Origin of the sequence: Nonomuraea fuscirosea (assembly GCF_035917475.1) — a bacterium.
Classification (GTDB): Bacteria; Actinomycetota; Actinomycetes; order Streptosporangiales; family Streptosporangiaceae; genus Nonomuraea; species Nonomuraea fuscirosea.
On the sequence record NZ_CP109074.1, the window covers coordinates 5,997,028 to 6,022,244 of the forward strand.

Genomic DNA, 25,217 nt, shown 5'->3' on the forward strand with positions numbered 1-25,217 from the left:
GTGACATGATTATCCCCGAGCTAGAGGGGATGGTATGCGGGAGATCGGCGGACGGTACCTCCTGAACGAGGAGGCCGGTCGTGGGGGTATGGGAGTCGTCTGGCGGGCGTTCGATCAGCTCCTCCACCGTACGGTGGCGCTGAAGGAGCTGACCCTGGCCGGTGAGGCCGAGATGGTCCGCCGCCGGGTGCTGCGCGAGGCCAGGATGGCCGCCGGGCTGACGCATCCCAACATCGTCACGGTGCATGACCTGATCGAGGAGGGCGGGAAGCTCTGGATCGTGATGGAATACCTTGACGGGCTCTCGCTGCACCAGTTGCTGTCACAGGTGGGCACGCTGCCCGCGCAGTCGGTGGCGGCGATCGGGCAGCACCTGCTCGCGGCGCTGCGCACCGCCCACCAGGCGGGCGTGCTGCACCGCGACGTCAAGCCCGCCAACGTCATGCTGACCGGTGACCGGGTGGTGCTGACCGACTTCGGGATAGCGACCGCCGAGGGTGACATCCGCATGACGACCTCGCGGCGGCTGCGCGGCACTCCGGCCTTCATGGCGCCCGAGCGGCTGCACGGGGGGCCGGCCAGCAAGGAGGCCGACATGTGGTCCTTCGGCGCCACGCTCTACAGCGCCATCGAGGGCCAGCCGCCCTACCCCGGCCAGGACGCCGCCACCGTCCTCGGCATGGCCAGGAGCGGCCCCTACCCGCCGCCGCGGCGGGCCGGGGTGATGCGGCCGCTCATCGAGGGCCTGCTGCACCACGACCCCGTGCGCCGCTACACGCCGGAGCAGACGGCGGGGTTACTCGCCGGCATGCGCGCCAGCGCCTACCAGGCGGCCATCTGACCCGCCGGCCGCCCCTCGCGGGACGGCCGGCCAGTGGTGGTCACGTGGTCACTCCTTCTTGGCGCGGGCCTCGGCCTCGGCGGCGTCCATCGCCGCCGCCTCCTCCGGGGTCGGCGCGGTGCCGCCGAGGTGGGCCGGCTGCCACCACACCCCCTGCGGCACCTCCGGATAGGTGCGCTGCGCCCGGTCCACCAGCTCCGACAAGCGCCGGTGCAGGTCGGTGGTGTGGTCGTTGACGTTCTCGCCGCGCTTGGGGTGCATCGGCTCGCCGACCAGGATGGTGACCGGCACGTGCCGCTGCAGCAGGTTGCGCGGCCGCCCCTTGGTCCACAGCCGGTGGTCGCCCCACAACGCCACCGGGATGACGGGCGTGCCGGTCGCCTGGGCCATCCGGATGGCGCCGTTCTTGATCTCCTTCACGGTGAACGACCGGCTGATCGTCGCCTCGGCGAACACGCCCACGACCTCACCGGCCTTCAGCATGCGCAGCGCCGTGGCGTAGGAGCCGGCCCCCGCCTCCCGGTCCACCGGGATGTGGTGCATGCCGCGCATCAGCGGCCCCGAGATCCGGTTGTCGAACACGTCCTGCTTGGCCATGAAGCGCACCAGCCGCTTCGACGGCAGCGCGGCGAACCCGGCGAAGATGAAGTCGAGGTAGCTGATGTGGTTGCTCACCAGCACCGCTCCCCCGGTGCGCGGCACGTGCTCGGTCCCCTCCATGTGGAACTTGATGTCGAGCACGCGAAACAGGGTCCGCGCGGCGGCGATCACCGGCGGGTACACGATCTCAGCCATGAGCAGAAGGTAACGTACTCAGGCGGGTTTCACGGACGTCGGGAGGCTCACCATGCCCCTGACGTTGCCGTGCGCGGTCCTCCTGATGCCGGCCGGATCGATGTCGTAGCCGGGGGAGACGGCCTTCGTCAGCTCCTCCAGCGCGATCCTGGCCTCCAGCCGGGCGAGGGCGCCGCCGAGGCAGTAGTGGCGGCCGACGCCGAAGCTGAGGGAGCGGGCGGTGTCGCGGCTCAGGTCGTAGTCGCCGGCGCCGGGGAAGACCCGCTCGTCGCGGTTGGCGGAGCCGATCAGCAGCCACATCTTGGCGTTCTCCGGGACGCGGACGCCGTACCACTCGCTCTCGCGGGTGAGCCGGCGGGCGGTGCCGTGGGCGGGGGTGTCGTAGCGCAGCGACTCCTCCATCCACGGCGTGATCGCCCCGCCGAAGGCGGCGGCGCGCTGGTCCGGGTTGCGCCACGCCCAGTACCAGGCGGCGCTGAGCAGGTGGGTGGTGGTCTCCGCGCCCGCGCCGATGAGCAGGAACAGGAACGCCACGATGTCGTCGTCGCTCAGCTCCTCGTCCGCGACGAGGACGGAGACGAGGTCGTCGCGCGGCTCGGCCCGGCGTTCGGCGATGATCGAGCCGTAGTGGCCGCCGAGCGAGACCAGGCTCTTGAGTCCGTCGTCGGCCGTCTCGCCGTCGAGGGCGTACCCGATCAGGGCGCTGAAGTCACGGCGTACGCCCGCGCGCTCGGACGGCGGCACGCCCACCAGCTCGGAGATCACGTCCAGCGGAAGCCTGGCCGCGATGTCGCGGGCGAAGTCGAACGTGCCCCGGTCCACCGCCCGGACGATGTGCTCGCGCGCGATCTGCCTGATCATGGGCTCCAGCGCGGCGACCCGGCGCGGCGTGAAGCCCTTGGAGATGGCGGCGCGCATGCGGGTGTGCTCGGGCGGGTCCATCGCCACGAACGACAGGAACCTGCGCGCCTCGGGACCCGAGGCGCCCGGCTCCAGCATGGGGCCGTGGTCGCTGGACAGCAGCGCGCTGTCGGCGAGGGCGGCCGAGACGTCGGCGTGCCGGGACAGCGCCCAGAAACCGAGCTCGGCGTTGTGGTAGAGCGGCGCTTCCGCCCTCAGCCGCGCGTAGACGGGATAGGGGTCGTCGTTGGTCGCGGCGTCGAAGGGACTGTAGACGATATCCACTCCGCCCACGCTACGACGCTTGCGCGGTCGTGAAAACGGGCAGATGTTTCGACCATGAAGAAGCTCATCAACACGGCAGAATCCGTCGTTGAAGACGCGCTGAACGGCATGGCCGCGGCCCACCCCTCGCTGCGGATCCGTGACCACGTGGTCTACCGCGCGCAGGGCCCGCGCCGCGGGAAGGTGGGCCTGGTCTCCGGCGGCGGCTCCGGCCACGAGCCGCTGCACGTCGGTTTCGTCGGCCACGGCATGCTCGACGCCGCCTGCGCCGGCGAGATCTTCACCTCGCCGGTGCCCGATCCGATCATCGAGGCGACCCTGGGGGTCGACGGCGGCGCCGGGGTGCTGCACATCGTCAAGAACTACACCGGCGACGTGCTCAACTTCGAGATGGCCGCGGAGCTGGTCGAGGGCGTCGAGGTGGCGAGCGTGCTGGTGGACGACGACGTCGCCGTCCAGGACTCGCTCTACACGGCCGGCCGCCGCGGCACCGGGGCGACGCTGTTCGTGGAGAAGATCGCGGGGGCGCTGGCCGAGGAGGGCGCGCCGCTGGCCCGGGTCGCGGCCGTGGCGCAGGAGGTGGACGAGCGCAGCAGGTCCTTCGGCATCGCCCTGACCTCCTGCACCACCCCTTCCGCCGGCAAGCCCACCTTCGACCTGCCGGAGACGGAGGTGGAGCTGGGCATCGGCATCCACGGCGAGCCGGGGCGGGCCAGGGTGCCGCTGGCGCCGGCGCGCGAGCTGGCCGGGGTGGCGATGGAGGCCGTCCATCGCGACCAGCCGCTGCGGGGCGACCTGCTGGTCATGGTCAACGGCATGGGCGGGACGCCGCTCATGGAGCTGTACGTCGTGTTCGCGGAGGTGGCCGCGTTCATCAAGGGCAAGGGAGCCCGGGTGACGCGCTCGCTGGTGGGTAATTACGTGACGAGTCTGGACATGCAGGGCTTCTCGGTCTCGGTCTGCCTGCTGGACGACGCGCTGACCCGGCTGTGGGACGCGCCGGTCGAGACGCCCGCGCTGCGCTGGGGGCGCTGATGGACACCGACCTGTTCGTGGCCTGGTTCGAGGAGACGGCCCGGCTCGTCCGCGAGGAGCGCGACCGCCTGACCCGGCTCGACGCGGCCATCGGTGACGCCGACCACGGCACCAACCTCGACCGCGGCCTCACCGAGGTGTGCAAGGCACTGGCCGACTCCGCGCCGGAGTCGGCGGCGGAGGTGCTGACGACGGCGGGCACGACGCTGATCCGCCGGGTCGGGGGCGCGTCAGGCCCGCTGTACGGATCGGTGTTCCGGCAGATGGGCAAGGCGCTGCTGACGCCGGTGACGCTGGCCGGGTTCTCGGCGGCCTTCGAGGCGGGGGTGGTGGCCGTCGAACGGCTCGGCAAGGCGGCCCTGGGCGACAAGACCATGGTGGACGCGCTCGCCCCGGCCTCACGGGCGCTGGCGCTGGCCGTACGTGACGGCGTGGGCGTCCAGGAGGCGCTCGACCAGGCGGCCCGCGCGGCCGCCGAGGGCGCCAAGGCGACGATCCCGATGCAGGCGCGCAAGGGGCGGGCCAGTTACCTGGGTGAGCGCAGCATCGGGCACGAGGATCCGGGGGCGGCGTCGGCGGTGCTGTTCATGACGGCGCTGGCCACCGTGGCGGGCTAGGCCCGTGACCGGACGGACTGTCACTGGACTTGGACGGGCTGCTGGGGGACGGGCCACTGGGGGACGGGCTGCTGCCGGAGAGGCCGATGGGGGACGGGCTGCCGCCGGAGCGACTGTGGAGGCGGTGTGATGGTGGGCGTGGTGCTGGTCTCGCACAGTGCCGGGCTGGCGGCCGAGGCGATGGCGCTGGCCCTCGGGATCGCGGGGCCGGACGCCCCCGTGGCGGCGGCCGGCGGCACCTCGGACAACGGGCTGGGCACCTCCATCGACCGCGTCGAGGCGGCGGTGCGCAGCGTCGATCAGGGCCACGGGGTGGTGCTCATCCCCGACCTGGGCAGCTCGGTGCTGAACGCCCGGCTGCTGGAGGAGGAAGAGCGGATCGTGGTGGCGGACGTGCCGTTCGTGGAGGGCGCGATCGCGGCCGCGGTGGCGGCGGGCGCGGGCTCGTCGCTGGCCGAGGTGCTGGAGGCCGCCGAGGAGTCCCGCGCCTTCCGCAAACTCTGATCCGCAGCCCTCGGACCGGGGTCCCTGGACCAGGGACCCCCGGATCAGAGGTCCTTGGATCAGTGGCCCTTGAAGGCCTCCTCCAGCCACCATGAGCCGCGTTCGCGTGTCACCTTGGCGTGCACCAGCAGCGGGCGGTCCCGTTCGCCTCCGGTCCACTCCGCCACGCCCGCCAGGTCGTCGGGCCCGGTGACGGTCACGGCGGCCAGGCCGTGGCCGCGGGCGATGGCGGCCAGGTCGGCCGGGGGGAACCTGACCGTGTCCAGCGGATGGCCGTGCGGGCCGAAGTGGTGCACCTCCGCCCCGTACGCCTCGTCGTCGTACACCACGATCACCATCGGCAGGCCGAGCCTGACCACGGTCTCCAGCTCGGCCAGCCCCATGAGCGCGCCGCCGTCGCCGAGCGCGGCCACCGGCACCCGGTCGGGGCGGGCCACGGCGGCGCCGATCGCGGTCGCCAGGCCGAGCCCGATCGACTGGAACGCCTGGGTGAAGCAGAACCCGTTCTCATCGGGGACGTCGAGGAACATCGACGGATATCCCATGAAGTTCCCGGAGTCGATCGAGACGATCCGGTCCTGGGGCAGGAGGTCGTCGAGCGCGATGGTGAGCGTCCTCGGGTCGATCCGGCCGCCGCCGCTCTCGTCCTCGTACGGGACCCCCCGCCAGCGGCCCTCCGCCTCGATCCGGCCGGCCAGCTCCGGCGAGCGGTAACCAGGAGCGCCGGCCCGCACCCGGGCGGTCAGCGACCGGGCGACCTCCGCCACGTCGCCCACCACGCCCACGTCGGCGGGCACGTGCGTCTTGAGCGCCGCCGGGTCGAGGTCCACCTTCGCCACCCGCGTGCCGGGCGAGATCAGGGATCCGTGCCGGGTGGTCCACATGTTCAGGGCGCAGCCCCAGCCGACGACGAGGTCGGCGGCGCGGATCAGCTCGGCCGTCAGGGGCGTGGCGAAGCCGCCGGAGACGTCGAGGTCCCACGGGCTGCCGCGGAAGAGCCCCTTGGCCACGGCGGAGGTCGCCAGCAGCGCCCCGGTCCGCTCGGCCAGCTCCTCCAGCTCCCGCCGGGCCCCCCGGGCACCGCGTCCGGCGATGAACACCGGCCGCCGCGCCCCCTCCAGGGCCCGCGCCAGCTCCAGCAGCCCGTCCTCCGCTGAAGGCACACCTGTGGAAGGCGACGGCTCCCGCCCGGAACCCGCCCCGCCCGCCGGCTCCCCGCTGGAGCGCCCGGCCGGCGTGGGGGTGGAGCCGGTCGCGGTGGAAGCGGAGGGACCGGCCGAGGGCGGGGCTGCGGCGAGGAGGCGGGTGGTTCGGGTGGTCAGGGTGGTGGGGTCGAGGTCGGGGCAGGGAGTGGACTGGACGTCGAGCGGAAGGTTCAGGAGCACCGTGCGGCGGTTCCCCACGGCCACCTGGTACGCCCGGACCACCTGCTCCACCACGTCCACGGCCCCTGTGACCCGCATCGCCACCGCGCCCACGGCGACGGCCAGGGCGGACTGGTCGATGTGGAAGTTCGACTGGGGCTCGGTGGCCTCGCCGGCCAGGACGATCAGCGGGGTGCGGCTCTTCGCGGCCTCGGTGATGCCGGTCATCGCGTTCGTGAGCCCCGGACCCTGGTGCACCGAGACGATGCCGGCCCGGCCGCTCATCCTGGCGTACGCGTCGGCCATGGTGGCGGCCCCGCCCTCGTGGCGGGCGGCGACGAAGGGCACGCCGGCGGCCACGAGGGCGTTGGTGACGTGGAAGTTGCCGCTGCCCACCACCCCGAAGGCGGTCCCGGCCCCGCACGCGGCCAGGACCCGGCCCACGGCCTCGGCGACGATCAACGCTCGACCAGGGCGAGCACGCGTACGGGGCTGCCCGAGCCGCCCTCGATGGGCAGCGGCGGCGCGACCACGACGGCGCCCGTCACCGGCAGGCGGTCGAGGTTGCGCAGCTGGGTGAGGCCGTACTTGCCCGCGCCCAGCAGGAAGGAGTGGCAGGGGAAGGGCGGGTCGAAGGAGTGGGCGGCGCCCGCGTCGGTGCCCACGGTCTCGACGCCGAGCCCGAGGATGGGGGTCTCGGCGGCCAGCCACTGGGCGCATTCGACCGAGATGCCGGGCGTGTGCGGGCCGGTCTCGTCGGCGTTCAGGAAGGCGGCCTGGTCGGCGGAGCGGGCGTCCCAGCCGGTCCGGTAGAGCAGCCAGCCGCCCTCGGGGAGCGGGCCGTTGGCCCGCTCCCACTCCTTGACGTGGTCGATCTGGAGAAGGAAGTCAGGGTCCTTCGACGCCTCCGCGGCCAGGTCGAGCACCACGGCGGGCGCGATCAGGCTGCGCGCGGGCACCTGGGAGACGTCCTGGCCGTCGCGGGCGGTGACCCAGTGGACGGGGGCGTCGAAGTGGGTGCCGGTGTGCTCGCCGGTGTGGATGTCGTTCCAGTACCAGGCCGGGCCGCGATCGTCGTACCGGCTGATCTCCTCCAGCCGGAACGGGATCGTGTTGCCGAACGGCTCGGGCAGCTGCAGGATCGGCGTCTCCGCCGTCAGCGGCGCGGTGAGGTCGATCACCTCGATCGCCCCGTTGCGCACGCTGTCCACAAAGCTCTGCAACACCGACATGTCTTCCTCCTTGGTGGGCTGAGCGCATCCTCCTACGCTCGCCCTACCAGTGCAAACGCCTGTCCTACCGGCAGGCCACGCGGTAGGAGTCGAGGTCGTAGGTCTTCTTCAGCGAGTTGAAGTTCTGGGCGTTGGACTTCGAGCAGAACTTCGAGGTGGCCAGGTTGTACTCGACCTGGAACACGGCCTTGCCGGCCTTGACGAACTGGTCGTAGCCGTACGACCCGCCGTTCTGGGCGGTGGTGCACTCGGAGTGCTCCCAGCACTCCTCGTTGATCGCGAAGTCGAAGTACGGCAGCAGTTGCGGGATCTGCGCGACGTCGTTCTTCAGCGCCACGGACAGCCCGCGCTTGTGCGCCTCGTTGGCCAACCAGGCGTTGTAGGCGAGCTGGTCGGCGGCCTTGAGCGGGAAGCCGGTGTCATTGGTGTAGCCGTCGACGTTGTCGGGCTCGACGGCGTCGAACCCGGCCGCCTTGCACATGTCGAGCCGGTCCTTCATGATCTGGCCCAGCTCGCCGGAGTAGCGGCGGATGTCCAGCCACCGCTCGCCCTCCCAGTCCTCCAGCGGGTCGCCGAGGACCGCGGCGGGGAAGCGGCCGGAGTCGGGGCGCCAGTCCTCATACGTGCCCGCGCTGATGTAACAGACGACGCGACGGCCAGGTTTGTCGGCCTTGAGGGACTTGACGATGGTGCCGTCGTCGGTGGCGTCGAAGCCGTCGATGTCGAACATCTGCACGTTGGGGTACGGCTTCTTCGGCAGGGCGATGAGCTGCCAGTCCCAGCTGGTGTTGAGCGCGGGCTTCCAGCAGCCGTTGCAGGCGACCGGACTGGGCAGCGCGGCGGCCCCGGACGCGGTCGCCAAGGCCGCTCCGGAGGCGGATCCGGCAGCGGCCGGGGCGGTGGTGAGTGAGGTGACGACGGTGACGGCCGCCAGGGCGGCGGCGGAGACGAGAGCGGACAGACGCATGGACACTCCTCGCGAACAGAACGGTTCGGGATCGGTGGCGACGCGCGCTGTTCCGCACTCTCCGCTACGCGTCCCGGCCAGGGACGCCGGAGTGGCGTGGCCCATGACCGCAGGGCGTCACGCCAGCACGCTGGGGCGTGCCTCCTTTCTGCCGGTGAGCAGAATTGCGCGTTTCTGCGCTGTTGTCCAGCGTTTCCGGCAGAAAGTTACGCCTTGCTCCACTCGACGCAACCACCGGTCTGGAAGGCCTTGTCGGTGGCCAGGATGGTGACGCTGGCGGGCCCCGTCGGCATACCGGAGGTGATGATGTCGCCGGTCGTGTTCCGCAGCCTGGCCCAGTAGCAGAGCGGGAACCCGGCGGTGGGGCCGGTGGTGCGGTAGGTGCCGGGCTGGATGTCCGTGCCGACGACGAGGGTACGCAGGGAGGCGCCGTTCAGCGGCGGCGTCGCCGCGTCCCCGGCTCCCGGCGGGGTGGTCTGCCCGGGAGGCGTCGCGGGCGGAGTCTGTCCTGGCTGGGTCTGACCCGGCTGGGTCTGGCCCGGCGTCTGCCCGGGTGGGGTCTGGCCGGGCTGCGTCTGTCCTGGCTGGGTCTGACCGGGCTGGGTCTGGTCCGGGGGTGTCTGGCCGGGCGTGGGCTGCCCGTCCTGGGGCGGCGTCGCGGCCGGCGCGCTGCTGTCCGGCAGACCCGGCTGACTCTCCTCGACCGTCACCGTGACCCGCGGCTCCGGCTCCTCGGCGGAGGTCGTCTGCGCGCCGAACCCGACGAAGACGCCCAGCAGGAAGCCCAGCAGGGCGGCGAGCCCCGAGACGAGCACGATGATCGGCGGGCTGCTCGTGGCCCGGGGGTACTCAGGTACCCGCTGATGGTCAGGAGGGGGCGGCCCGTACATCACGGACCAAGCGTCCCATCCCTGTCAACGATGCTGTCAACGATGCAGGTAGTCGACCAGCGACGCCTTCTCCGTCTCCAGCTCCTCGATCGTGCTCTTGACCACGTCGCCGATGCTGACGATGCCGACCAGCCGGCCGCCGTCCACCACCGGCATGTGCCGGAAGCGCTGCGTGGTCATGGTCTGCCGGAGCGAGTCGACGTTCTCCCCCGGACCGACCGTGGTCACCTCGGTGGTCATGATCGAGGAGACCGGGGAGTCGAGGATCGCGGCGCCGCGGTCGTGCAGGCGCCGCACCACGTCGCGCTCGGAGACGATCCCCTCGATGGTGACCCCGTCGGAGGAGACGACGACGGCGCCGATGTTGTGCTCGGCCAGCTGGGCGAGCAGCTCGCGTACAGTGGCGGCGGGCGCGACGGTCGTCACGTCACTGCCCTTGCCACGAAGGATCGTCCCGATGAGCATGTGCACCACCTCTTGCCCTCAGTGTTCCAACCCTGCGTCCAGGCAAACAACCCCCCGGGGCCCTCGTCAAGCGGTCCCGTAGGCTGCTCCCTGTACTGGATCACGACATCGACCGACATACCACTCAAGGAACGCTCCATGGCCGAGGCGCTCAACATCGGAAGCCACGATCTGCCCGTCACCGACGACCTTGCCGCGTTCATGCGCACCGGCTGGGCCCCTCAGGAGGCGGGCGCCGAGGCCGGGCCGCGGCCGATCGCGCCGTGGGCGGCCAAGCGGCGGGCCGCGCTGGCGCAGCGGTTCCCGGGTGAGCGGCTGGTGATCCCCGCGGGCACGCTGAAGGTGCGCAGCAACGACAGCGACTACCGGTTCCGGCCGCACAGCGCGTACTCCTACCTGACGGGGGCGGGCGAGTCGGACGACGTGCTGGTGATCGAGCCGTCCGGCGAGGCCGTGCTGTACGTCAGGCCGCGCGCCCCGCGCGAGGAGGGCCAGGAGTTCTACCGCGACCGCCGCTACGGCGAGTTCTGGGCCGGACCGCGCCCCGACCTGGCCGAGGCGGCGGCGCTCTACCAGGTCGAGTGCGCCCACATCCGCGACCTGGAGCTGGGCCGTCCGGCCCGGGTGCTGCGGGGCGTGGACGCCGCTGTGGACGCCGCCGTCCCGAGGGTGGACGGTGACGCGGAGCTGGAGTCGTTCCTGGCGGAGATGCGGCTGGTCAAGGACGAGTGGGAGGTCGGCGAGCTGCAGTCGGCCGTGGACGCGACCGCGCGCGGTTTCGAGGACGTCGTCCGCGCGCTCCCCCAGGCGTTCGGCCATCCGCGCGGCGAGCGGTACCTGGAGGGCGTCTTCGGGCTGCGGGCCAGGCTGGAGGGCAACGCGACCGGCTACGACAGCATCGTGGCCGCCGGGGCGCACGCCTGCGTGCTGCACTGGATCCGCAACGACGGCGCGCTCGGCCGCGGTGACCTGCTGCTGATGGACGCGGGCGTCGAGTCGGACACGCTCTACACGGCCGACGTGACCCGCACCTTCCCGCTGTCGGGCCGTTTCAGCGGCGTGCAGCGGCAGGCGTACGAGCTGGTCCACCAGGCGCAGGAGGCGGCCATCGCCACGCTGCGGCCCGGCGCTCGCTTCCGTGACTTCCACCTGGCGGCCATGCGGGTGATCTGCGAAGGGCTGCGCGACTGGGGCCTGCTGAAGGAGAGCGTCGACACGCTGATGGAGACGGGCCTGTACCGGCGTTACACGCTGTGCAGCAGCGGCCACATGCTCGGCCTGGACGTGCACGACTGCGCCAGGTCGCGGGCCGAGGTCTACCTGGACGGCGTGCTGGAGGAGGGCAACGTGCTGACCGTGGAGCCCGGCCTGTACTTCCAGCCGGACGACCTGACGCTGCCCGAGGAGCTGCGCGGCATCGGCATCAGGATCGAGGACGATCTCGTGATCACCGCCGGCGGGGCCCGGCTGATGTCGGACGCGCTCCCCCGCGACCCCGACGGCATCGAGTCCTGGATGGGCGCCCTGCTCTGACAGGACGGAGCTGTAACGGGACGGTCACGTTTCGTACGTGGCTGACAAGGCGCGGCCCGGCCCTCATACCTTTTCCGCAAATTACCGCCAAGCCATGGCCTACTGGACAACCCGTCAGTAGGGTTGCTGATCCGTAGGCGGCGGAGGTGGTGATGGCCTGGTCCGGGTACGTCGGACGCCGCGCCGGCTCGGCCCTCGGCCAGGTCGGAGACCTGTTCGTCATCGTCCTGGAGGGCCTGCGCCGGAGCTGGGACGTCAGGCGCTGGTGGTGGGAGTTCGTCGACCAGTGCTGGTTCCTGGCCCGCGTCACCAGCGTCCCCGTGCTCCTGGTCTCCCTGCCGCTCGGCGCGACCGTGGCGCTGCAGGTGGGTGAGCTGGCCCGGCAGCTCGGCGCCGGCTCGGCCACCGGCAGCGCCGTCTTCGTCGGCCTGATCCGCGAGGTGGCGCCGCTGGCCAGCGCGCTGCTGATCGCCGGGGCCGGCGGCAGCGCCATGACCTCCGACATCGGCGCCCGCCACATCAGGGACGAGCTGAGCGCGATGGAGGTCATGTCGGTCAACCCGATCCACCGCCTCGTCACGCCGCGCATGTGGGCGGCCAGCACGATCGCGGTGTGCCTGTGCCCGCTGGTCATCCTGGCGGGCGCGACCGGCGGCTACTTCTTCAACGTCATCGTGCAGGGCGTCACGCCGGGCGCGTACTTCGAGGGCGCGCTGTCGCTGGTCGTGGCCTCCGACCTGTACGTGACGCTGTTCAAGGCGTGGATCTTCGGGTTCATCGCGGCCGGGGTGGCCTGCTACAAGGGCATGACGTGCGCGACCAGCCCGGTGGGCGTGGGGCGGGCGGTCAACCAGGCGACCGTGGTGACGTTCATGCTGGTGTTCACGTTCAACTACGTGATCTCCGCCGTGTACTTCCTGGCCTATCCGCCGAGGTCGCTGTGATGGTGACCGGCTGATGGCGACGCGGACGGCCGGCCTCAGACTCGCCCTCAGGGGGCGGGACGCCGCCGAGCGGTTCGCTGCCCTGGCCGACTGGCCGCTGTTCGTGTGGAAGGTCCTGTTCTACTCCGTCCGCGACGTGGTGCTCAGGCTCAAGTACGCCAAGGTCGTCCTGCGCCAGGTCAGCGACGTCGTGGTGGGCGTCGGAGCCACCGTCATCGGCGGCGGCATGGTCTTCGTGGTGTTCACGATGGCGTTCGTCGTGGGCGCGACCGTGGGACTGCAGGGCTACCAGGGGCTGCAGGCCATCGGCGCGGAGTCGTTCATGGGCCTGGTCGGCAGCTTCGCCAACGTCCGCGAGATCACCCCGATCATCGCGGCCACGGCGCTGGCGGCGCAGGTCGGCTCGTCGTTCACGGCGGAGCTGGGCGCGATGCGGATCTCGGAGGAGATCGACGCGCTGGAGGTGATGGGCATCAACGCGTTCACCTACCTGATCTGCACCCGCGTCGTGGCGGCGCTGCTGGCGCTGGTGCCGATCTACCTGATCGCGCTGTTCGCCAGCTTCTTCGCCACGCGGCTCATGTGCACGGTGCTGTTCGGGCTGGCGCCCGGGGTCTACGACTACTACTTCTACCTGTACCTGCCGGTCAGCGACATCCTGTTCAGCGTCTCCAAGGTCGCCGTGTTCGCCTTCGCCGTCATCGTCATCCACTGCTTCCACGGCTTCCACGCCACCGGCGGTCCGGTGGGCGTGGGGGTGGCGGCGGGAAGGGCCATCCGCCAGTCGATCGTGACGATCGTGCTGCTCAACCTGCTGCTGTCGTACCTGTTCTGGGGCGGCGGCGGCAACATACCGCTGACGGGGTGAGGCCGGTGAACCGAGCTGAACTCTCCCTCGCCACCCGGATGGGCATCGCGCTCGCCGTGCTGGCGGTGTTCGCCGCGGCCACCCTGTACGTGGTGCGCACCACCACCGAGTTACGCGGCACCCGCATCGACGCCGTGTTCGGCCGGGCCGGGCAGGGCCTCGACACCGCCTCGCCGGTCAAGATCCGCGGTATCACGGTCGGCGACGTGACGGGCATCGCGCTGGACGTCAAGGGCAGGGCCGTGGTGACCATGCACGTCGATCCGGGGGTCAAGGTTCCCACGACCGCGGTGGCCTCCGTGGAGCCGGCGTCGGTGTTCGGCCCCAAGTTCGTCGATCTGCGGCCCGGCGCGGGCGAGACGACCGGCCCGTACCTGTCCGCCGGAGCCGTCATCACCGACACCGAGGAACCGCTGGACCTGTCCGACACGCTCGGCGACGCCTACCGCGGCCTGGACGCCGTGGACCCGCGCGAGGTCACGGTCATCGTGCACACGCTGGCCAAGGGGCTGGAGGGCGAGGGCGAGAACCTGCGCGAGCTGATCGGCGACGCGGGCACGGTCGTCGGCGTCGCGCACCGGCACCGGGCGGAGGCGCGGCGGTTCCTGCACGACGCGGCGCTGCTGGGCACGGCGCTGTCGGACAAGGGCGACGAGCTCGTCTCCATCTCCTCCGACGTCAACGTCATCACCCCCGACCTGCTCAAGCGGGCCGACAAGGTACGCGCCCTGCTCCAGGAGGTCACCTCGGTCTCCGGGCAGGTCTCGCACGGCCTGGCCAAGCACCGCGGGAACCTGCGGGCCGGCGTGCACTCGGGCGAGCGGGTCGCCGCGCTCATCTACGCCCAGCTCGGCCTGGCCGGAGACGGCGTACGCGGTTTCAACCGGCTGGTGGACCTGCTCAACGAGCTGATCGAGGCGCCGGGCCCGGGCGGCAACCGCCAGTTGCAGGTGGAGGCGTTCATCGCCACCGACGTCTGCGAGCTGATCGTGGGCGCCTGCGGCCCGACCGACGGGAGGCGCTGACGTGGAACGCCTGCGCCGCCGCTGGACCCTCATGCGGTTCACGCTGTTCATCGGCCTCACCCTGTCGCTGATCGTGGTGATCGCGGTGCAGATCGAGCGGGTGAGCACGGGCGGCGGCTACCGCCTGGTCGCCGTGTTCGACGACGTGTCCGGCCTGATCGAGGGCGACCAGGTGAAGATCGCCGGCGCCCCCGTCGGGCAGGTGGACACGATCAGGGTCGTGAACGGCCGGGCCGAGGTGACCATGGAGGTGCAGGACGCGGTCAGGGTGCCCACTGACACCGAGGCCGCCGTACGCTGGCGCAACGCCGTCGGCCAGCGCGTCATCTACCTGCTGCCCGGCACCGCGCCCGGCCGGCTGCCGCCGGGGGCGCGCCTCACGCGCACCTCGTCCGTCGTGGACATCGGCGAGCTGATCAGCGACCTCGGCCCGCTCACCCGCAGCCTGGACCCCGACCAGATCAACCAGCTCCTGACCGCCGCCGCCAAGTCGCTCAAGGGCAACCAGCACAACATCCCGCGCCTGCTCGACAACGTCAACGCCATCACGACCACGGTCAACGAGCGCAAGCGGACCATCGAGCAACTGCTCAAGGACTACGCCACCGTCACCGGCGTGGTGGCCAGGCGGGACCGGCAGATCGAGCGGCTGGTGGACAACCTGGTCACGCTGACGGAGGCGTTCGCCGACAACCGCGAGCTGGTGGACGACGCGCTGGTGGAGCTGTCGGCCACCGTCCACACCTCCAACGAGGTGCTCGGCAAGAACGCCGGCGAGCTCGGCCGGCTGGTCGACAACCTGTCCGGGCTGACCGGCGGCATCCGGCGGAACGTCGGCAGGATCGACAAGACGGTCAGCACGTTCCAGCCGCTGTTCGCGCGGGCGTACTCGAGCGTCAACCGCGGCCACTACTTCATCACCGCGGTCCCCTGCGTGGCGCTGAACGCCGCCCCGTGCCCGTACGGGATGAAGACGCCTCCGCCGCTGCGCAACACCAGGATCCAGAGCGAGCAGGACCTGCGGAAACTGCTGGTGGGCCGCTGATGGCGCTCAAGTCCTTCAGCGTCGGATCCTTCAGGGACCGCAACAAGCACGCCGTCGGCCTGGTGTCGCTGGCCGTGCTCGCCGCGGTCCTCGTCACCACCTTCCTGGTCGGCAACCTGGGCCTGCTGGAGGGCGGCTACACCGTGTCGGGCGTGTTCACCGACTCCGGCGGGCTGCGCACCGGCAACGACGTGCGGGTGGCCGGGGTGCGGGTGGGCAAGGTCACCGAGGTGCGCGCCGACTACGCGCAGGGCCACGTGGTGGTCACCTGGAAGGTGGACGACGGCGTGCGCCTCGGCCGGGCGACCCGCGCCGACGTCGCCCTGTCCAACCTGCTCGGCGGCCGGTACGTCAAGCTCACCGGGCCGGTCACGCCCCCGTACCTGGACCAGCTGCCCGAGGACCGGCGGCGCATCCCCGTGCAGCGGACCGGCGTGCCCACGCTGATCAACGACGCCATCAAGGACGCGACCCGGCTCGTCGAGCGGCTCGACACCGACGCCGTGGACGACCTGCTCGCCGAGCTGGACAAGCTGGACACCGTCAAGAAGGGGCGCGTCACCCGGCTGCTGGACAACATCGGCGACCTGTCCGACACGATCAGCAAGAGCGAGCCGCAGCTCCAGCGGCTGCTCGACAACGGCACCCGGATCATGGACGTGCTGAAGAAGAAGGACGCGCAGCTCGTCCGGCTCATCGACGCCGTCGAGGTCATGCTGGACGAGCTGCGCAAACGGCGCGCCGAGCTGCGCACCCTGCTCGGCGACGGCAGCGACCTGGTCCAGAGCACGACCCGGCTGATCGACGAGCACGAGAAGTCGCTCGTCCAGGTGCTCGACGACAACGCGGCGATCACCACCCGGCTCAGCGGCAGCAACGAACGGCTCAACTCGCTGCTGGCGTGGGCGGGGCCGACGTTCTCCGGCCTGTCCACGATGGGCGGACAGGGGCCGTGGCTGGAGGCCATCGCCACCGGCCTGGGGCCGATCAACCCGGAGGTGCTGGGGGCCATCGCCAAAGACAGGAAGAGCGACAGATGAGACGGCTCGTGGCGGTGCTGCTGGGGTGGGCGCTCCTGGCGTCGGGGTGCTCGGTGACGGGGGCGGAGCCGTACCGGCTGGTGGCCTTCTTCCGCGCCGCGCCCTCCCTGTACGAGGAGGCGCGGGTCAAGGTCATGGGCCTCGACGCCGGCTACGTGCACAGCATCACCATCGACGGGGACAGGGTGCGGACGGAGCTGCGGATCGACCCGCGAGTGCCGCTGCCGTCCGACGTCAAGGCCGTGGTCGCGCCGCAGAACACGCTCGGCGAGCGCAACGTCGTCCTCTACCCCCCGTGGAAGCCCGGCGACCGGCGGATCGGCGCCGGGGCGACGATCCCGCTGGAGCGCACGGACCTGCCGGTGGAGATCGACGACGCGCTCGACGCGTTCACCAAGCTCACCGACGCGCTCGACGACGAACGGCTCGGCGACGTGGCGGGCGACCTGGCCGACGGCGTCAGGGGCCGGGGCAAGACGATCAACAACGCCATCGCCGACACCTCCGAGCTGACCGGCGTGCTGGCCGCGCAGGACCAGCGGCTCATCGACCTGGCCAAGGGGCTCAGCGAGCTGGCCGGCAGCCTCAACGAGCGCGAGAGCCAGGTGACGGGCGCCATCGACGCCTTCTCCGAGGCCAGCGCCATCCTGGCGGAGGAACGGCGGCGGCTGCGCGGCTTCGTCGCGTCGATGGCCGGGTTCGTCCGGCGCGGGGACGTGCTCATCGAGCAGTACGCCGAGCGGCTCCCCCAGGCCGCGACCACGCTGGCCGAGCTGGTGCTGACCGTCCGGGCCAACAGCGACTCCATGGCGCGGGCGGTCAAGGGCGCGGCCGACTTCGCCGACGTCCTGATCGACTCCTGGGATCGCGAGCAGCACGTGCTGAAGATCAGGATCGTGCTCAACGCGATGACCAGGGCGTGGCTCCGGCCGCTGTTCGACGCGCTGAACCTGGGCGAGGTGCCGTGCCTGCCCGCCGGGCTGAGCAACTGTCCCTTCTCCCGGAGGGGAGGCGCGCGATGAGGATCCGGCTTCCGGCCGCGCTGGCGGCGCTCGCCCTGACCGCGTCCTGCTCACTGCAGACGCTGGGCGCGACCACCGGCGACATGACCCTGTACGCGGTCTTCGACGACGTGCAGAGCCTGGTGGCCGGGCACAGCGTGCAGATCTCCGACGTGCGGGTGGGCACCGTCACCGCCATCGCGCTGCAGGGCTACCGGGCCAAGGTGACGATGTCGGTCCAGTCCGCGCACCGGGTGCCCCAGGGCAGCACGGCCACCGTGGCCAAGACGTCCGTGCTGGGCGAGAACTACGTGCTGCTCAGCCCGCCGCCGGGCAAGGACCTGGCCTCGGGCCCCTACCTGAAGGACGGCGCCACCATCGCCGACACCTCGGTCGAACCGGACATCGAGCAGGTCACCGCCAAGGCCGGGCCGCTCATCGAGGCGCTCGGCGCGCAGGACGTCAACGCCGTCCTCGACGCCGCCTCGACCGCGCTCGACGGGCGGGGCGACGACGTCAACCGGCTGATCAGGCAGACGGCGCAGGTCACCGACGCCTACGCGGCCGCCCGCCGCGACCTCGGCACCAGCATCGACGCCCTGGCCAAGCTGGGCGACGACCTGGCCGAGGGCAGCGCCGAACTCGACCGGCTGCCCGGCACGCTGGCCGCGGCCACCGGACGCCTCGCGCACGGGCGCGGCCACGTGAAGAAGACCATCGTCGCGCTCACCGAACTGGCCGAGCAGGCCAACCTCACCGTGTACCCGCGCCACGCCGCCCGGCTGCGCACGCTGCTGCGCGAGCTGGAGGCCATCTCCTCGTCCATGCAGCGGGGCAAGGAGGACCTGAAGGCGCTGGTGGCCAAGCTGCAGAGGTTCATCGACGCGCCGCCGATCACGGTGAACGGCCAGGTGATGATCTACGTCTGGCTGAAGGGCGTGCTGCCGTCGGTGCGCGAGGATCCCGTACGCAATCCCGTGGAGGACTTCCGCATGCTGCTGGAGCCGCCGCGATGAGACACCGCATCCTCCTCAACCTCGGCTTCTTCGTCCTGCTCGGGATCGTCATGACGGTCTGGGCGTTCAGCACGATCATCAAGCTGGACGCGATCGAGCGGCCCTACCGGGTCTCGGCCGAGTTCGTCTCCTCCCCCGGGCTGATCCGCGGGTTCGACGTGGCCTACCTGGGCGTCCGGGTCGGCAAGATCGGTGACGTACGGCTGGCGCCGGGAAAGATCGTCGTGGGGCTGGACATCGACAGGGAGATCCGGCTGCCCAAGGGCGTCACCGCCGAGGTGCGGCGCAAGTCGGCCATCGGGGAGCCGTACGTGGAGCTCTCGCCGCCCGCCGCCGGCGTGACCGGGCCCGTCCTCGCCGCCGGCGACACGATCCCGCTGGCCAGGACGACGGTGCCGCTCGACTACAAGAAGCTGTTCGAGGGCGTCGGCAAGCTGCTGAACGCGGTCCCGCCGAAGGACGCCGACACCATCGTGCACGAGCTGGCCGTCGCGCTGGACGGGCGGGCGCCCGCGATCAGGCGCATCATCGACAACGCCCACACGCTGACCGGCACGCTCGCCGACAACACCGAGGTGCTCGACGACCTGGCGGTGCAGCTCACCCGGCTCACGCACACGCTGGCCGGCAAGCGCGGCCAACTGGCCTCGGGGATCACGGACCTGAGCACGGTGACGGCCACGCTGCGGGAGTCCCGATCGGATCTCAACGCCTTCCTCGACCACGGGCCCGGGTTCTTCGCCCAGCTCGACGACGCGGTCAGGAAGTCACGGCCGGGCTTCTCCTGCCTGCTGACCGCGGCCGGGCTGCCGCACCGGCCCGCGTTCTCGGCCGCGACCGAGCGGAACGTGCACCATCTGCTGAGCATCGTGCCGACCGCGCTGAGCCTGTCCGACGACATCAGCGACCGGCGCGGGGACACGGTGTACGGCAAGGCGGCGTTCGTCTTCAGCGTGCCGGGCGGGCCGCAGCCGGCCGAGGAGTACGCGGGGCCGCTCGGCCCGCCCTCTGTGCCCAAGCTCCGCGCCTGCCCCGACCGCGCGCCGGAACCCGACCCGGACGCGGGCCGCGACGGGGACCGCGACGGGGACCGCGACGGGGACCGCGACGGAGCGCCGCATCCGGACGCGGCCGGGCGGCCGGGCGGTGAGCGCCAGGACGTCGCCGCCCGGCCCCGCGACTCCGGCGCCCCGGTCTCGGCGAACGACCGGCCGGGCGGCGGCACACCGGAACCCGGCGCGAAGGAGGACAGCACGAACAGGAAGGACGCGGACGGCACGGACAGAACCCCGCGAGCCACCGGGTCATCGGCGGACGCGACCGCCGGCCGGGCCGCGTCCGGAACGCCCGCGAACACCGTCCCGCTGATTGCCGCGATGTTCCTCGCCGTGGTGGCGAGTGGTGGCATCGTGGGCTGGATCGCGGCGGGCCGGGCCGCCCGCCGCCGTGAGGAGTCGTCTTGACCACCAAAGAAGAGCTCGCCGAGCAGGCCCGCCCGGAGACCCCCACCACCCCGCCCGCCGAGGACACGGAGACGGTCGCCGAGGCGACCGGCACCACCGCTCCCGCCCCGGACGCCGAACCCACCGGGAAGTCCAGCGCCGAGTCCGACGCTGAACCCGCCGAGCCTGACGCTGTGCCCGACGCTGTGCCCGACCCTGTGCCCGACGCCGAGCCCGACGCTGTGCCCGACGCCGAGCCCGACGAGGAGCCCGGAACTGAGCCTGCCGGGGAGCGGCGCGGGGGCGGGCGGTTCACGCGGGCCAAGGTGTTCGGCGCGCTGGCCGCCATGCTGGTGACCGCCGTCGCCGCCACCGCCGTGCTCCAGTGGGTCGCCGCCGGCCAGGCCCAGGACGCGCGGGCCGCCCTGGAGTCCGAGCGCGCGCTGCGCCTGGAGGTGTCCGGCGCGGCGAGCGCGTTCAGCCGCGCCCTGCTCAGCTACGACTACCGCGACCTGCAGACCACCCGCTCCACCCTGGCCGCCCAGGCCACGGGTGACTTCCTGGCCACCTACGACACGGCCTTCGGCGGCACGATGGCGCAGGTCATCGTCAAGCTCAAGGCCACCTCACAGGCCACCGTGCGCGAGGTCTACCTGGCCGACGTGGACGAGGCCACCGCGCACGCCATCGTCGTCGTGGATCAGCAGGTGAACAGTTCGCAGGCGATCCGCTCGGTCAGGGATTCGCACCTTAAGATCAGTCTTGTGAAGGAGAAGGGCAGCTGGAAGATCCATGACGTGACCGCGCTCGGCGCGGCCTCGGAGGACCAGTACTCCCTCGACGGCGACAAGGACGAGAAGGACTGACGATCGGCCCCTTAGCGATGGGCGGGCGCCCCGACGAGGTCCGCGCCCCCGAAGACTGGCTCACCGACGTGGAGAAGGAGCGGGCCGCCCGCTTCGTGTACGAGCACGACCGCGCCTCCTTCGTCGCCGCCCACCTGCTCGTGCGGCTCTGCGCCGCCGCCGTGCTCGACGCCGACCCGGCCGGGCTGACGCTGCTCCAGGTCTGCGACCTGCACGGCCCCGGCCACGGCAGGCCGTACCTCGAACAGGCTCCTGAGCTGGGCGTCAGCTTCAGCCACACGCGCGGTTACGTGTGCGCGGGGGCCGGCCCCGGCAAGGTCGGGGTGGACGCCGAACGGGTGCGTCCTGGCCCGCTGGACACGATGCTGGCCGACCGGGTGCTCACGCCGCGCGAGCGCGCGCTGGTGACCGGCAACGACGAGCTGATGCGCCACTGGACCCGCAAGGAGGCGCTGATCAAGCGCGGCGAGCTGACGCTCGACAAGCTCGGCGACGGCGGCGACGACCTGACCGGCCGGCACCTGCTGGAGTGGAGCGCGGGCCCGGACATCAGGGTGGCCGTCGTCACCGACGTGCCGGCGAGCCGGGCGCCCATCCCCGAGCTCAGCGGCGGCGGGTAGGCGTCGGGTCGAGGAAGACCTGCTCGACGCCGGGGAAGGACTCGCGCAGCCGCCGGTCCACCTCGTCGCAGGCGATCTCCACTCCGGCCGCGCTGGCCTCGTCCCTGAAGTCGATCTTGGCGGCGACCAGGACGGCACCCGGCCCGATCATCATCGTGAGCAGCTCGACCACGTTCTCGACCTCGGGCTGCGTCACCAGCACGGCGCGGATGCCGGTCTCCAGCTGCGGGGGCGCGGCCTGGCCGATGAGCAGCGACAGGTTCGCCTGGATCAGGCTGAGCGCGATGACCAGGAGGAGCAGGCCGATCGCGACGGACGCGGCGCCGTCCCAGAGCGCCGAGCCGGTCAGGTGCGAGCCCAGCAGGCCGCCGGCCGCGATGAGCAGCCCGGCGAGGGCGGCGACGTCCTCGAACAGCACGGCCTTCAGCGCCGTGTCGGACGTGACCCGCACCAGCCGGATCGGGGTGACCTCGTATCGCGCCGCCTCGGCGCGCAGCTGCGCCACCGACCTGGCCAGCGAGACGCTCTCCATGACGAACGAGACCGCCAGCACGACGTAGGACAGCGTGAGGTTCGACAGCCGCTCGCCGTGGGCGATCTCGTGCAGGCCGTGCGTGATCGAGAAGCCGGCCCCGCCCACCAGCGTCGCGACGGCCGCCATCATCGCCCAGACGAACCCCGCCTTGCCGTGCCCGAACGGATGCCGCCGGTCGGCGGGCCGCCCGGAACGGCGGACCGACACCAGCAGGAGGACCTCGGTCACGGTGTCGGCGGCCGAGTGGGCCGCCTCCGACAGCATGGCCGCCGAGCCGCCGACGACGCCGGCGACCAGCTTGGCCAGGGCGATGGTGAGGTTCGCCGCTCCCGCCACGAGTACGGTGGTGAGACTCTCGCCCGACTTCTCGTCCATGGCGCATCACCCTACGTGCGCTAGATTGGAGATCATGAGCGCGCCTCGCTGGCTTTCCCCCGCCGAACAGCGTGCCTGGCGTACACACCTGGCGCTGCACAAGCTGCTCATGCACCGGCTCGACCGCGAGCTGCAGGAGCATTCCCTCTCGTTGAACGACTACGAGATCCTCGTCAACCTCTCCGAGAGTCCCGGCCGCCGGATGCGGATGAGCGACCTGGCCGACGCGACGATCCAGTCGCGCAGCCGGCTGTCGCACCAGATCTCCCGCATGGAGGCCAAGGGCCTGGTCGTCAGGGAGGACTGCCGTGACGACCGGCGGGGCACGTACGCCGTGCTGACCGACGAAGGATGGGAGACGACGCAGCGGGTGGCGCCCGTCCACGTGGGCGGCGTGCGCGAGCACTTCGTCGACCGGCTCACCGACGAGCAGCTCGAAGCGATCGAGGCGGCGTACGCGCCGATCGTGGAGCACCTGAAGAAGCTGCGCTGACATCCAACCGATACCGGGGAAGCCTCACAGCGTTCCCGACCGGTCGCTAGCATCCCGGTCATGCTGAGAAAGCTAGTGATCGTGGCGGTTCTCGCCCTGGCGTCGGCGTGCTCGTCGGCGGGCGGCGGGGCCGAGCTGCCCGCCGGGCCCGATCTCATGAAGAAGGCCTCCGAGGCCATGAAGGCCGTCAAGTCGGCCGGCTTCTCGATCGCGACCGAGGGCAAGCCCAACGTTCCGGTCAAGAAGGCCGACGGCCGGCTCACCGCGGAGGGGAACGCCGACGGCACGATCACGCTCGACGTGCTGGGCACCCTGCAGGAGGTGAACTTCGCCCTGGTCGGCGACACCGTGCACTTCAAGGGGCCGACCGGCGGCTTCCAGAAGATGACACGCGCCCAGCTCGCGCAGTTCTACGACCCCTCGGTCATCCTCGAACCGACCAAAGGCATCGCGCAGCTGCTCGCCCGGGCCACCGATCCCAAGGTCGAAGCCGTCGAGAGCGGCTCCTACCGGGTCGCCACCACCTTCCCCGGCGACGTCGTGGGGCAGATCATCCCCGGCGTCACGCAGGGCGTGAACGGCAAGGTCTGGCTCGACCAGGCCACCAGCCGGCTCACCAAGGCGAGCCTGCCGCTGAAGGACGGCACGGTGACGGTGTCGTTCAGCGACTACGACGCGCCGGTCACGATCACGCCGCCCGCCGCGAAATGAGGCGCGCCCGCCGGGTCGTGCTCGGCGCGGGGGGCGCGGTGGTGCTGCTGGCCGCGCTCGACGCGTACGTGGTGGTGACCGTCCTCATCGACATCGCCGAGGACGTCGGCATCCCGCTCAACCACCTGGAGCGCGCGACCCCGATCGTCACGGGCTTCCTGCTCGGGTACGTGGCCGCGATGCCGCTGCTCGGGCAACTGTCCGACCGCTACGGGCGGCGGCCGCTGATCCACGCCTGCCTGGCGGCCTTCGCGCTCGGCTCGGTGCTGACGGCGCTGGCGTCCGGCGAGATCATGGTGGTGGCCGGGCGGACCGTCCAAGGGGTGGCCGGGGGCGCGCTGCTGCCGATCACGATGGCGCTCATCGGCGACCTGTGGGAGGAACGGGAGCGGCCGGTGGCCCTCGGGGCGGTGGGTGCGGCCCAGGAACTGGGCAGTGCGCTCGGGCCCCTGTACGGCGGGCTGGTGGCGCTGATCCCGAGCACGGTGGTGGCGGGGGTGGAGCTGGGGGAATGGCACGCGATCTTCTGGATCAACCTCCCCCTGGCCGCCCTGGCCGCCCTCGCCGTCCACCTCACCCTCCCGTCCCGCTCCCGCCCCGCGCCGCAAGCGTCCCTCCCGGCCGACACCGCCGCCGCACCCCACCGCGCCGACCCCGAACCGGTGCCCCAGCGCGGCTCAGGCCATGACCCGGCGCCCTCGGACGCCTCGGCCGGCCGGCCGCTCTCCCCGGGCACCGAAGCGGCCGTCGCGGCCACGCCGATCGCTGAGCCGATCGCTGAGCCGATCGGTGGGCCGGACGGTGGACCGATCGCTGAGCCGATCGCTGAGCCGGACGGTGTGCCTGTCGGCGGGCCGGAGGGTGGGCCGCTCGGTGGTGCGGTCGGTGGTGCGGTAGTCGGGCGGGTGGATGTGGTCGGCGGGGTGTTGCTGGCGCTGGCGCTCGGGCTGCTCGTCGTCGGGCTCTACAACCCGGATCCGGCCGCCGCGGTGCTCCCCCCGTGGGGCCCGCCGGTGATCGCCGCCGGGGTGCTGACGGCCGCCGGTTTCGTCTGGTGGGAGATCCGCTCCCCCGTACGCCTGCTCGACCTCACCGGCGCCCGCAAGGGCCCGCTGCTCGCCACCCTGGCGGTGAGCTTCCTGGCCGGGGCGGCGCTGCTGGTCACCATGGTGTTCGTCCAGTTCACCGCCCAGACGCTGCTCGGCGCGGACGCGCTGGGGGCGGCGCTGGTGCTGGCCAGGTTCCTGGCCGCGCTGACCGTGGCCGCCCTGCTCGGCGGGCTGCTGGCGCGCCGGCTCGGTGACCGGCCCGTCGCGGTCGGCGGCCTGCTGCTGGCGGCGGCGGGTTACTGGCTGATGAGCCGCTGGCCGCTCGACCTGGCCGGGGCGGGCCTGGTGGTGGACCTCGACCTGGTCGTGGCCGGGCTGGGCCTCGGCCTGGTGATCGCCCCGGTGTCGTCGGCGGTGCTGCGGGTGAGTACGGCGGCGCAGCACGGCGTGGCGTCGGCGGCGGTCGTGGTGGCCAGGATGATGGGCATGCTGATCGGCATCGCCGCCGTGTCGGCGTGGGGCTTCTACCGGTTCCAGTCGCTGACCGCGAACCTGGACACGCCACTGCCGTTCGGCGTGGACGCGGAGACCTACCAGCGCAGGCTGGCCGACTACACCGCGAAGGTGCAGGCGGCGCTGCACACCGAATACACCGAGATGTTCCTGGTCACGGCGTTCATCTGCCTGCTGGGCGCGGCGGTGGCGGTGCTCATGCCGTCCCGGCCGCGAACCGGAACGGCATGAGCGCGACGCTACGCC

The 25,217-nt window shown here is 71.9% G+C and carries 26 protein-coding genes; 18 read left to right on the forward strand and 8 right to left on the reverse strand.

Annotated features, from left to right (window positions below):
• The first annotated feature begins 34 nt into the window (after window positions 1-34).
• Window positions 35-841: a serine/threonine-protein kinase gene (locus OIE67_RS27340; protein WP_106244829.1), complete on the forward strand. Its 807-nt coding sequence runs from the start codon at window positions 35-37 to the stop codon at window positions 839-841.
• Window positions 842-889: 48 nt separating this feature from the next.
• On the opposite strand, the gene OIE67_RS27345 is transcribed toward OIE67_RS27340, so the two are convergent.
• Together OIE67_RS27345 and OIE67_RS27350 are read right to left on the reverse strand one after the other, a co-directional pair.
• Window positions 890-1,636 (reverse strand): lysophospholipid acyltransferase family protein, encoded by a 747-nt coding sequence (locus OIE67_RS27345; protein WP_326625748.1) that lies wholly within the window; start codon window positions 1,634-1,636, stop codon window positions 890-892.
• A gap of 18 nt (window positions 1,637-1,654) precedes the next feature.
• Entirely contained in the window at window positions 1,655-2,821 is a 1,167-nt protein-coding gene (locus OIE67_RS27350; protein WP_326625750.1) for a cytochrome P450, read from the reverse strand.
• A 54-nt stretch (window positions 2,822-2,875) separates the two neighbouring features.
• On the opposite strand from OIE67_RS27350, the gene dhaK reads away from it, so the two are divergent.
• The 3 genes from dhaK (at window position 2,876) to dhaM (ending at window position 4,977) form a co-directional block, all read left to right on the forward strand.
• The gene (gene dhaK, locus OIE67_RS27355) at window positions 2,876-3,856 is read left to right on the forward strand and encodes a dihydroxyacetone kinase subunit DhaK (RefSeq protein WP_326625752.1); all 981 of its coding nucleotides are present in this window, start codon (window positions 2,876-2,878) and stop codon (window positions 3,854-3,856) included.
• Complete coding sequence (gene dhaL, locus OIE67_RS27360) at window positions 3,856-4,473, forward strand: dihydroxyacetone kinase subunit DhaL (protein ID WP_326625755.1); 618 nt, start codon at window positions 3,856-3,858, stop codon at window positions 4,471-4,473. Before dhaK ends, dhaL begins: the two co-directional genes overlap by 1 nt.
• Window positions 4,474-4,602: 129 nt before the next feature.
• Window positions 4,603-4,977: a dihydroxyacetone kinase phosphoryl donor subunit DhaM gene (dhaM, locus tag OIE67_RS27365; RefSeq protein WP_326645488.1), complete on the forward strand. Its 375-nt coding sequence runs from the start codon at window positions 4,603-4,605 to the stop codon at window positions 4,975-4,977.
• 59 nt (window positions 4,978-5,036) lie between these two features.
• Here dhaM and OIE67_RS27370 read toward each other — a convergent pair whose 3' ends face one another.
• The 5 genes from OIE67_RS27370 to OIE67_RS27390 form a co-directional block, all read right to left on the reverse strand.
• Window positions 5,037-6,803: a thiamine pyrophosphate-binding protein gene (locus OIE67_RS27370; RefSeq protein ID WP_326625757.1), complete on the reverse strand. Its 1,767-nt coding sequence runs from the start codon at window positions 6,801-6,803 to the stop codon at window positions 5,037-5,039.
• The gene (locus OIE67_RS27375) at window positions 6,800-7,573 is read right to left on the reverse strand and encodes a cyclase family protein (protein ID WP_106244820.1); all 774 of its coding nucleotides are present in this window, start codon (window positions 7,571-7,573) and stop codon (window positions 6,800-6,802) included. Before OIE67_RS27375 ends, OIE67_RS27370 begins: the two co-directional genes overlap by 4 nt.
• A 64-nt stretch (window positions 7,574-7,637) precedes the next feature.
• The gene (locus OIE67_RS27380) at window positions 7,638-8,540 is read right to left on the reverse strand and encodes an endo alpha-1,4 polygalactosaminidase (protein WP_326625762.1); all 903 of its coding nucleotides are present in this window, start codon (window positions 8,538-8,540) and stop codon (window positions 7,638-7,640) included.
• A gap of 206 nt (window positions 8,541-8,746) precedes the next feature.
• Complete coding sequence (locus OIE67_RS27385; RefSeq protein ID WP_326625764.1) at window positions 8,747-9,433, reverse strand: hypothetical protein; 687 nt, start codon at window positions 9,431-9,433, stop codon at window positions 8,747-8,749.
• Between the two features lie 33 nt (window positions 9,434-9,466).
• Complete coding sequence (locus OIE67_RS27390) at window positions 9,467-9,895, reverse strand: CBS domain-containing protein (protein WP_106244948.1); 429 nt, start codon at window positions 9,893-9,895, stop codon at window positions 9,467-9,469.
• Window positions 9,896-10,033: 138 nt separating this feature from the next.
• Between OIE67_RS27390 and OIE67_RS27395 the strand changes: the two genes are divergently transcribed.
• The 11 genes from OIE67_RS27395 (at window position 10,034) to OIE67_RS27445 (ending at window position 21,295) form a co-directional block, all read left to right on the forward strand.
• Window positions 10,034-11,428, forward strand: a complete 1,395-nt coding sequence (locus OIE67_RS27395; protein ID WP_326625767.1) for an aminopeptidase P family protein — start codon at window positions 10,034-10,036, stop codon at window positions 11,426-11,428.
• 152 nt (window positions 11,429-11,580) lie between these two features.
• Window positions 11,581-12,372 carry an MlaE family ABC transporter permease gene (locus tag OIE67_RS27400; RefSeq protein ID WP_106244946.1) on the forward strand — a complete coding sequence of 264 codons (792 nt, stop codon included), beginning with the start codon at window positions 11,581-11,583 and terminating at the stop codon, window positions 12,370-12,372.
• A 13-nt stretch (window positions 12,373-12,385) separates the two neighbouring features.
• Window positions 12,386-13,240, forward strand: coding sequence for an ABC transporter permease (locus OIE67_RS27405; RefSeq protein WP_326625768.1), 855 nt, complete (start codon window positions 12,386-12,388; stop codon window positions 13,238-13,240).
• Window positions 13,241-13,245: 5 nt separating this feature from the next.
• Window positions 13,246-14,265, forward strand: coding sequence for an MlaD family protein (locus OIE67_RS27410; protein ID WP_326625771.1), 1,020 nt, complete (start codon window positions 13,246-13,248; stop codon window positions 14,263-14,265).
• Between the two features lies 1 nt (window position 14,266).
• Window positions 14,267-15,310 carry an MlaD family protein gene (locus OIE67_RS27415; RefSeq protein WP_326625773.1) on the forward strand — a complete coding sequence of 348 codons (1,044 nt, stop codon included), beginning with the start codon at window positions 14,267-14,269 and terminating at the stop codon, window positions 15,308-15,310.
• The gene (locus OIE67_RS27420; protein ID WP_326625775.1) at window positions 15,310-16,350 is read left to right on the forward strand and encodes an MlaD family protein; all 1,041 of its coding nucleotides are present in this window, start codon (window positions 15,310-15,312) and stop codon (window positions 16,348-16,350) included. The genes OIE67_RS27415 and OIE67_RS27420 overlap by 1 nt, the downstream gene beginning before the upstream one ends.
• Entirely contained in the window at window positions 16,347-17,372 is a 1,026-nt protein-coding gene (locus OIE67_RS27425; protein WP_326625777.1) for an MCE family protein, read from the forward strand. The genes OIE67_RS27420 and OIE67_RS27425 overlap by 4 nt, the downstream gene beginning before the upstream one ends.
• Window positions 17,369-18,367 carry an MCE family protein gene (locus tag OIE67_RS27430; protein ID WP_326625779.1) on the forward strand — a complete coding sequence of 333 codons (999 nt, stop codon included), beginning with the start codon at window positions 17,369-17,371 and terminating at the stop codon, window positions 18,365-18,367. Before OIE67_RS27425 ends, OIE67_RS27430 begins: the two co-directional genes overlap by 4 nt.
• Window positions 18,364-19,830, forward strand: coding sequence for an MCE family protein (locus OIE67_RS27435; RefSeq protein ID WP_326625781.1), 1,467 nt, complete (start codon window positions 18,364-18,366; stop codon window positions 19,828-19,830). Before OIE67_RS27430 ends, OIE67_RS27435 begins: the two co-directional genes overlap by 4 nt.
• A complete protein-coding gene (locus OIE67_RS27440) occupies window positions 19,827-20,675 on the forward strand; it encodes a hypothetical protein (RefSeq protein ID WP_326625783.1) in 849 nt (282 codons plus the stop codon). The genes OIE67_RS27435 and OIE67_RS27440 overlap by 4 nt, the downstream gene beginning before the upstream one ends.
• 17 nt (window positions 20,676-20,692) lie before the next feature.
• A complete protein-coding gene (locus OIE67_RS27445; RefSeq protein ID WP_326625786.1) occupies window positions 20,693-21,295 on the forward strand; it encodes a 4'-phosphopantetheinyl transferase family protein in 603 nt (200 codons plus the stop codon).
• Here OIE67_RS27445 and OIE67_RS27450 read toward each other — a convergent pair.
• A complete protein-coding gene (locus OIE67_RS27450; RefSeq protein ID WP_326625788.1) occupies window positions 21,279-22,205 on the reverse strand; it encodes a cation diffusion facilitator family transporter in 927 nt (308 codons plus the stop codon). The genes OIE67_RS27445 and OIE67_RS27450 overlap by 17 nt on opposite strands.
• A gap of 34 nt (window positions 22,206-22,239) precedes the next feature.
• Between OIE67_RS27450 and OIE67_RS27455 the strand changes: the two genes are divergently transcribed.
• From OIE67_RS27455 to OIE67_RS27465, 3 genes are read left to right on the forward strand one after another with little or no spacing between them, the layout of a single operon-like run.
• Window positions 22,240-22,698 (forward strand): MarR family winged helix-turn-helix transcriptional regulator, encoded by a 459-nt coding sequence (locus OIE67_RS27455; RefSeq protein ID WP_106244794.1) that lies wholly within the window; start codon window positions 22,240-22,242, stop codon window positions 22,696-22,698.
• A 60-nt stretch (window positions 22,699-22,758) separates the two neighbouring features.
• A complete protein-coding gene (locus OIE67_RS27460; RefSeq protein WP_106244793.1) occupies window positions 22,759-23,409 on the forward strand; it encodes an LppX_LprAFG lipoprotein in 651 nt (216 codons plus the stop codon).
• Entirely contained in the window at window positions 23,406-25,202 is a 1,797-nt protein-coding gene (locus tag OIE67_RS27465; protein ID WP_326625794.1) for an MFS transporter, read from the forward strand. Before OIE67_RS27460 ends, OIE67_RS27465 begins: the two co-directional genes overlap by 4 nt.
• The last annotated feature ends 15 nt before the right edge of the window (window positions 25,203-25,217 follow it).